Source organism: Leuconostoc sp., from assembly GCF_965300815.1.
The window spans coordinates 1-2659 of the sequence record NZ_CBDKZH010000149.1 but is presented as its reverse complement, the minus strand read 5'-3'; the positions used below and the strand labels follow the sequence as shown (position 1 = coordinate 2659).

3 protein-coding genes are annotated in these 2659 nt (G+C 42.2%); all 3 read left to right on the top strand.

Annotation, left to right across the window (positions count from 1 at the left end; all coding sequences use genetic code 11):
* Window positions 1-424: 424 nt before the first annotated feature.
* Genes ACW12G_RS07460 through ACW12G_RS07450 form a run of 3 tightly spaced genes read left to right on the top strand, consistent with a single transcriptional unit; the run spans window position 425 to window position 2534 of the window.
* Window positions 425-814 (top strand): GntR family transcriptional regulator, encoded by a 390-nt coding sequence (locus ACW12G_RS07460; RefSeq protein WP_455647660.1) that lies wholly within the window; start codon window positions 425-427, stop codon window positions 812-814.
* Window positions 811-1716, top strand: a complete 906-nt coding sequence (locus tag ACW12G_RS07455; RefSeq protein ID WP_455646690.1) for an ATP-binding cassette domain-containing protein — start codon at window positions 811-813, stop codon at window positions 1714-1716. Before ACW12G_RS07460 ends, ACW12G_RS07455 begins: the two co-directional genes overlap by 4 nt.
* The gene (locus ACW12G_RS07450) at window positions 1713-2534 is read left to right on the top strand and encodes a hypothetical protein (RefSeq protein WP_455647659.1); all 822 of its coding nucleotides are present in this window, start codon (window positions 1713-1715) and stop codon (window positions 2532-2534) included. Before ACW12G_RS07455 ends, ACW12G_RS07450 begins: the two co-directional genes overlap by 4 nt.
* Window positions 2535-2659: the final 125 nt, after the last annotated feature.

Sequence of the window (2659 nt, the reverse complement as noted above, 5' to 3'; positions counted from 1 at the left end):
GGTTATGACATTTTAAAGGATTTAAATCAGCTATTTTAAACTAAATTTAATCTTCTGGCTTTATAATAAAGTTAATGATATTCAACAACAAACTTATTAATTAAGAACGAAACCCTGTAAATACTGGTGGATTTTCAATTTATTCTCTCTCCTAAAAAATCTCTTCTCTTCTCACTCTTAAAGATATAAAACCCCCCCGTATTGTAAGCAGATACGGGGTTTCGTTTGTCAAAAAAGCACTGCAACAATCATGTTGCGGTGCTTTTTTTGCGTTGTTTATGAGGCAAAAGTGGCCAGCAGTAAGCTTAGCACGTGTTGACACGTTCAACTGTACTATGTACAATAGTACACGTAGTACAGTTGGTTGGGTTTGGCATGACGAAAAGTGCGGTTATCGCAAATTAAATAAAAAGAGGTGGCGTGAATGGGACAAATTCAGAGGCATCAGCCATTGTACGAACAGCTCATGTGGCGGATTAAATCACAAGTCGCATCTGGAGCGTTGCGCCAAGGTGACAAGTTACCATCTGTGAGAGAAATGGCCCTCATTGAAGGGCTCAATCCTAATACAGTGGCCAAAGCGTATAAGGCCTTAGAACAGCAGCAAGTGATTGAAACGGTTGCTGGTAAGGGGGCATTTGTTTTGGGACATGAAGCAACGGCCACGGATGAGCGCTTGCTGGCAAGTATTCAACAGCGACTGGATGAAGTTATCATTGAGGCGAAGCGGGCTGCGATTCCGCGGTCGCAGCTGCAGCACTGGATTGATTTGGGCTATGGCGTACAACGGGAAGAACACGAGGAGGAAGCATGACGTTAGTGGTTGAAAACATCTCGAAGAAAATTCAAAAACAGGATGTTTTAAAAAATGTGAGCTTTGAGTTACATCAGGGCGAAATTGTGGGGTTAGTTGGCCGAAATGGTTCTGGGAAAACCACGTTGTTTGATACGATTTCAGGTGAATTATTGCCGGATTTTGGGCGGATTGGCTTAGACGGCTTAGATTATGTGAAAACCATTGATTTACATGATCAATTATTTTACGTGGATATGCCGGAAAATTGGTTGAGTTACTATTCTCCCAAAAAAGTGAAAGCGATTCTAAAAGTGGCGTATCGTCACTTTGATGAGACTTGGTATGATGCCGAAATTAAACGTTTTGGGCTAAATAATAACAAGCGTATCCGGACTTATTCAAAAGGTATGCGCGCGTTACTTGTGATTATCGCAAGCTTTGCGAGTCGGGCACGTTATGTCTTATTGGATGAACCATTAGACGGACTCGATGTGTTAATTCGCGATCAAGTGAAACAACTTATTGTCGATCAAGTCACGGCGCACCAAACAACGGTGTTGATTGCCTCCCATAATTTAGTCGATTTAGATACCCTAGTGGATCGTGTTTTGCTCCTCAAAGATCATACGATTGATCGGACGTTTGCCATTGAAGAAAATAAAAATATTAGAAAATATCAATTAGCCTTTGCTGGTGATGAACTGCCAAGTTTCTTACGGGAGAGCGGGACAATTATTGCGCAAACGGGCCATATTGTGACGATTGTTTTCAATGATTTCACGGAAGACATTGGGATTCGATTAGCAGGACAAGATTTCAAATTTGTGGAAGAACTACCTGTTGGGAGTGAAGATGTTTTTCGAGCGAGCTTTGCAGAAGAAGCCTATGCTTGGCAGCAAGAATTGGAGGTGGCAGAATGAAGCAAGCATTACAACTGTATGCGCACATTAAAAAGGATCAAATGCTGTTAGCGTTCATTTTGGGTTTGGGGCTGATGGGACTACAAGTCGGCTCATTCCTTTGGCAGCATCAATTGTCAGCTATTGCTGAAAGCGGCATCTTGCTCACTGGTGGTTGGTTGATTGTGGCTTTTCTCTCGTTATTGTTAGACCAGTCACGCCGGTTGGATGTGTGGCTCTATACGCAACGCGTTTCCCGTGGTGAATTGTTTCTCTCGCGGGTACTCTTATTAGTTGTTTTGCCAATTGTCGTCGGCTTTTTGGTGACGATTGGGATGTTGTTCGTGATACAACCGGTTAATATGACAGGCTTGATGACGACAAGTTTGAATTTTGCCCTGGGTTATTTCTTTTTTGCTAGTATTGCCGCCATTATCTATACCGTGATTGGGCCTAATTGGATGAAGGTTGTGGGGCTGTTATTTACGGTGGCTGTGATGGGGCAACCACTCAGTACCATTGAAACTTATTGGCAGAAGAATATGTTGTTGGATTTGACCATCAGGTTACTGGCTAGCTTGGTATTGTTTGGTATTGGGTATCTGTTGGCGAAAAAAATTAGTGGTGAAACAACTGAAGAAGCTGTTCGGCTCCGTCATTTGCGTTGGCCAATCGTTATTTTCGTGTTTGCGGCAACGGAATTGACGACCTTGATGAGCCATGTTGGGGCTATTGATGTGAAGGTGGTCATCAGCACCATGATTATACCAATCATTTTGGCAGGTATCACGTTTGCATTTGTCTTTAAGCCAAGATTTAAAATGACTTGGGATCGCTAATTAATTGTAGTATTGAGGGGGAAAAATGTCATTATTAGAAGTTAATAATATTAATAACCGTTATGGTAACAAAATGGCAATGACGGACGACACCTTTCAGGTAGAAGCTGTCCGGAATGTCGGTT

Excerpts from the sequence above, each read along its gene's own strand:
- ACW12G_RS07455 (WP_455646690.1), top strand. The coding sequence starts at position 811 with ATGACGTTAGTGGTTGAAAACATCTCGAAGAAAATTCAAAAACAGGAT.
- ACW12G_RS07450 (WP_455647659.1), top strand. The coding sequence starts at position 1,713 with ATGAAGCAAGCATTACAACTGTATGCGCACATTAAAAAGGATCAAATG.
- ACW12G_RS07460 (WP_455647660.1), top strand. The coding sequence starts at position 425 with ATGGGACAAATTCAGAGGCATCAGCCATTGTACGAACAGCTCATGTGG.